This is a genomic window from Luteibacter sp. P4_E6, from assembly GCF_056401535.1.
The window spans coordinates 1-3,917 of sequence record NZ_JBFUJE010000368.1 but is presented as its reverse complement, the minus strand read 5'-3'; the positions used below and the strand labels follow the sequence as shown (position 1 = coordinate 3,917).

Below are 3,917 nucleotides of genomic sequence, written 5' to 3'. Positions count from 1 at the left end.
AACTCCTTTCCGTAGTACCTTCCGAAGCATGATTTAGTGGGCAGCCATCGTCGACGAGAGCATCCTGAATGTTCTTACGCACGACAGGAGCTGCGACGATGACTACCCGTCTCGATGCTACGCCCGTTGCCACCTGGGTCGCGATTGATGTCGCAAAACACCATCACGCTGTTCTGATTGAGACACCGGATGGAAGGCACCGGCGCTTCCGGCTAGCAAGCACGCTGGAAGACCATCAGCGATTGGTTGAGTATCTGCAGGCAGCGCCTCAGCCTGTACGAGTTGCCATGGAGCCCACCGGCGACTACCACCGAACACTAGCTCATCGACTGCTCTCTCATGGCCTGGATGTTTGTCTCGTTTCGTCCGTGGCTGGTGCTCGCTTTCGTGAAGCGATGTACAACTCTTGGGACAAGAACGATCCCAAGGATGCTGGTGTGATACTCGCACTGCTTAAGCAAGGTATAACGCAACGGTACGTCGATCCGCTGATAGCCGGCCATCACGGGCTACAGGAGCTATCAAAAACGCACTTCCAGATCAGCTTGGCGAGGACTCGCCTACAGCACAGTCTCATGACGCACTACTTGCCGCTGTACTTTCCTGAGATTGAGCGTTTCTTTTCCAGCAGCCACGCCGACTGGTTCGCCTGTTTTCTACAGTTGTTCCCAACGGCATCGTCGATCAAGGCGCGAAGTTTTGAGCAGTTCAAGGACGAAGCTTGGTCAGCGGTGGGTCGAAAGGTGAATAAGGCTAACTGGCTCCTGGAGCTCTACAACCGAGCTCAAAATAGCATTGGTTTGCCCATTTCCTCGGATTCGATTGAGATCGAGACTTTCCGGTTGCAGCTTCGGCGTTTCCAGCTTCTGGTCGAGCAGCGCGATGCACTCGTTGAACGCGCACACGCTTTACTTTCAGGCCAGGAAGACTATGAGGCACTACGATCACTCCCGGGGGTGGGGCCGGTRATTGCGCTGACCATTCTTGCAGAGGCTGGCGATCTTCGGAGGTTCCCCCATCACCGTCAGTTCTTAAAATATTGCGGGCTTGACCTGTCCAAGTGCCAGTCCGGACAGTTCAAGGGACACGAGAAACTCTCGAAGCGTGGCTCTGCGCGCCTCAGGTTCGCATTCTGGTTCGCAGCCAGCATTGCCGTCCGTATGCGCGAAAATAGCTTCCGGGACAAATACGAACGTTACATCAAGAGCGATCCGTTGAATGCGGATCGAAAACGGAAGGCGATGACCGCCGTCTCTGCGAAGATGGCGCGCGTGGCCTACTCGTTAGTAAAACATCACAGCACGTATCGCTGTTATGCCGAAGATGCTTTACCCCGTGGATCGATCCGTCTCAGTAGGGCCGTCGGGACCACTAGGATCCTGTAGATAATGCTCGGACCTTCCACGGGGACCCTATGCTGTTTTAAGTACGGTGGAGGCTGCCGATGATGCGGCGGACCTCGTGTTTACTATGGTCAGCTCAAGGGACATCTCGTTTCGTGGAAGCCCACGGATAGCTTCGTGAAGGCTGGCGATGCACCCTCAAAGGCGCTTTGCAGCGCTAAGGGAACACTCGTCTCGGAAGAAGGCTTGACTTCGTATTTAGTACGTTATCGCTGCGAATCACCCTCGGGAGGCCGCGCGTGATCGCCAGGCGGTCCATGACACGCGTCACGCCGACGCCCGAGATGGCTCGCTCGATCTCGATGGCAACGGCCTCGTGCGTCGCATCGTCGACGATCGTCAGGCATTTGATGACGCGGCCCTCGGCGGTGCGATCAAACACGAAGTCAATCGACCAGACCTCGTTCGCAGCCGCCGGGCGAAGCAGCGGCTGCCTTTCGGCCGGCGGGACTTTCTTTCGTTTGCGCCGCCGCACCTGGAGGCTGGCCTCTTGATACAGGCGCTCGACCCGCTTGTAATTCACCGCGTGCCCGGCCTGGCGAAGCTTCAGATAGATCATCCCCACGCCATAGCGTTTATGGCGATTCGCCAGCGCGCAGATCATCTCGCGAAGTTCGACGTTACGGTCGGGCCGCGGCGCGTAGCGGTAGGCGCTTGCACTCATGTCGGCAATCGCCAGCGAACGACGCTCGCTCAGCTTCCGGCCGACCAGATAGCGCACCAGCTCGCGCCGGTCCGGTGCGCTCACCATTTTTTTCGCAGAGCGTCTCGAATGACCTCGTTTTCCAAAAGCTGCTCGGCCAGCAGCTTCTTCAGCCGGCCGTTCTCGGTCTCAAGGTCCTTCAGTCGCTTGGCCTCCGGCACGCTCATGCCACCGAACTTGCTCCGCCACAGGTAGTAAGAGGCCTCGCTGAAACCGTGCTYGCGGCACAGGTCCTTGACCGGCATGCCGGCCTCGACCTCACGCAGGAAGCCAATGATCTGTTCTTCGGAAAAACGCTTCTTCACGTCCAATCTCCTTCTCGTGGGGGATTGGACTCGAAACCGGGCCGCTACTCAAATCTGGGGGGACGTCGAGACGCCCCCCGTCGCAATTGCCACCGCGCAAGCACGCTGCTCGGCCTGTCCGAACGTGTCATTTGTCCAGGCGCATCTTCCCCACGGTGACTGGATGCAGCGTGCAGACGCGGTTGTGATGTCAGAGATTCTTTACTATCTCGAGGCTCCGGAAATTGACCTGTTGGCGGCACGGATATCGGCATGCGCACCGGACGCCGACATGATTCTCGTGCACTGGACAGGGGAGACCAACTACACGTTGTCGGGGGATGAGGCCGCCGAGCGCTTCATCGCGGCGTCGCCCTGGTATACGCCCCGCACGTACCGCGCGCCGAAATACCGGCTTGATGTGCTGACCCTTCCAACATCTGAATGACCCTTGTGTCCCGCCGGTCGAAAAGAGGAGCAGCTTCGGCCGCCCCTCGTTCCGTCCGCTCAGTGCGCATCCCTGCGTATCACGTCGCCGGTTCGAGCTCGACCTTTATCCAACCCGGCTGACGCTGGTCAAACGCCAGGTATGCGTTGATGGCATTGCTCAAAGGTTCGCGCTGGGTGAGGACGGCGGTCGGTGTTACCTGACCGGTGCGCACGAGCTCAACGAGCATCGGCACGTACTTCCGGTGATTGCAATTGCCCATCCGCACAGTGAGGTTCTTGTTCATCGCCGCACCAATCGGGAACAGGTTGTCGCCCGGCGGATAGACACCAATAATGGCAACCGTGCCGGCCTTGGCGACGGCATCAACGGCCCAGGCCAGCGACTGCATCGGACCGTCGCCGGCCTTGAAGTGCTCACCCTCTTCGCGTGCGGTGCGAGATGCTTTCTTGGCATCTTCCGGTGTGTTGGTCTTCTTGGCTGGTCCACTGTGGGCGTGCTCGGCATCAACACCGACGGCATCGATGACGGAGTCCACACCGACGCCACAGTCAGCTTCTTGATGGTTTCGACCGGGTCTTCCTTTGAGAAGTCGGCGGCTTCAGCGCCCTGGTTTCTGGCCATTTCCAAACGGTCCTCGTGCTGGTCGACGGCAAACACGCGCCCCGCACCGAGGAGCTTGGCAGAGGCAATGGCAAACTGCCCGACGGGGCCGCAGCCGAAGACTGCCACCGAGTGGCCCGGCTTGATGTCCGCGAGGTCAGCACCGAAGTACCCAGTCGGGAAAATGTCAGAAATCAGGATTGCTTCGTCATCACTGACCGAGTCCGGAAGGCCCACAAGATTGATGTTGGCGAACGGCACCCGGACCTTTTCTGCCTGCATGCCGTTGAAGCCACCTGCTTCCTTCGGGCCACCATAAAACGCCGTACCTGGCCCATTCGGATTGGCGTTGTCGCACTGGGCGTAGAAACCGGCCCGGCAAAGCGGGCAGTAGCCGCAGGCGATGGTCGACGGGACCACCACGCGGTCACCGACTTTGAGGTTGCGCACCCCTTTTCCGATGCTCTCAACCACAC

The 3,917-nt window shown here is 59.0% G+C and carries 3 protein-coding genes and 2 pseudogenes; 2 read left to right on the top strand and 3 right to left on the bottom strand.

What is annotated here, in order from left to right:
• The first annotated feature begins 98 nt into the window (after window positions 1-98).
• Window positions 99-1,385, top strand: coding sequence for an IS110 family RNA-guided transposase (locus tag AC1DT2_RS17310; RefSeq protein WP_477297692.1), 1,287 nt, complete (start codon window positions 99-101; stop codon window positions 1,383-1,385).
• Window positions 1,386-1,608: 223 nt separating this feature from the next.
• On the opposite strand, the pseudogene AC1DT2_RS17305 reads toward AC1DT2_RS17310, so the two are convergent.
• A pseudogene (locus AC1DT2_RS17305) lies at window positions 1,609-2,351 on the bottom strand (IS3 family transposase); the annotation flags it as partial.
• Between the two features lie 223 nt (window positions 2,352-2,574).
• On the opposite strand from AC1DT2_RS17305, the gene AC1DT2_RS17300 reads away from it, so the two are divergent.
• Complete coding sequence (locus tag AC1DT2_RS17300; protein WP_477297691.1) at window positions 2,575-2,838, top strand: hypothetical protein; 264 nt, start codon at window positions 2,575-2,577, stop codon at window positions 2,836-2,838.
• 79 nt (window positions 2,839-2,917) lie between these two features.
• On the opposite strand, the gene AC1DT2_RS17295 is transcribed toward AC1DT2_RS17300, so the two are convergent.
• Both AC1DT2_RS17295 and AC1DT2_RS17290 read right to left on the bottom strand, forming a co-directional pair.
• The gene (locus AC1DT2_RS17295) at window positions 2,918-3,376 is read right to left on the bottom strand and encodes a hypothetical protein (protein ID WP_477297694.1); all 459 of its coding nucleotides are present in this window, start codon (window positions 3,374-3,376) and stop codon (window positions 2,918-2,920) included.
• Between the two features lie 71 nt (window positions 3,377-3,447).
• Window positions 3,448-3,861, bottom strand: a pseudogene (locus AC1DT2_RS17290) (MDR/zinc-dependent alcohol dehydrogenase-like family protein); the annotation flags it as partial.
• Between the last annotated feature and the right edge of the window lie 56 nt (window positions 3,862-3,917).

Bases quoted from the DNA above. Each gene is read 5' to 3' on its own strand.
- AC1DT2_RS17300 (WP_477297691.1), top strand. From the start codon at position 2,575: ATGCAGCGTGCAGACGCGGTTGTGATGTCAGAGATTCTTTACTATCTC.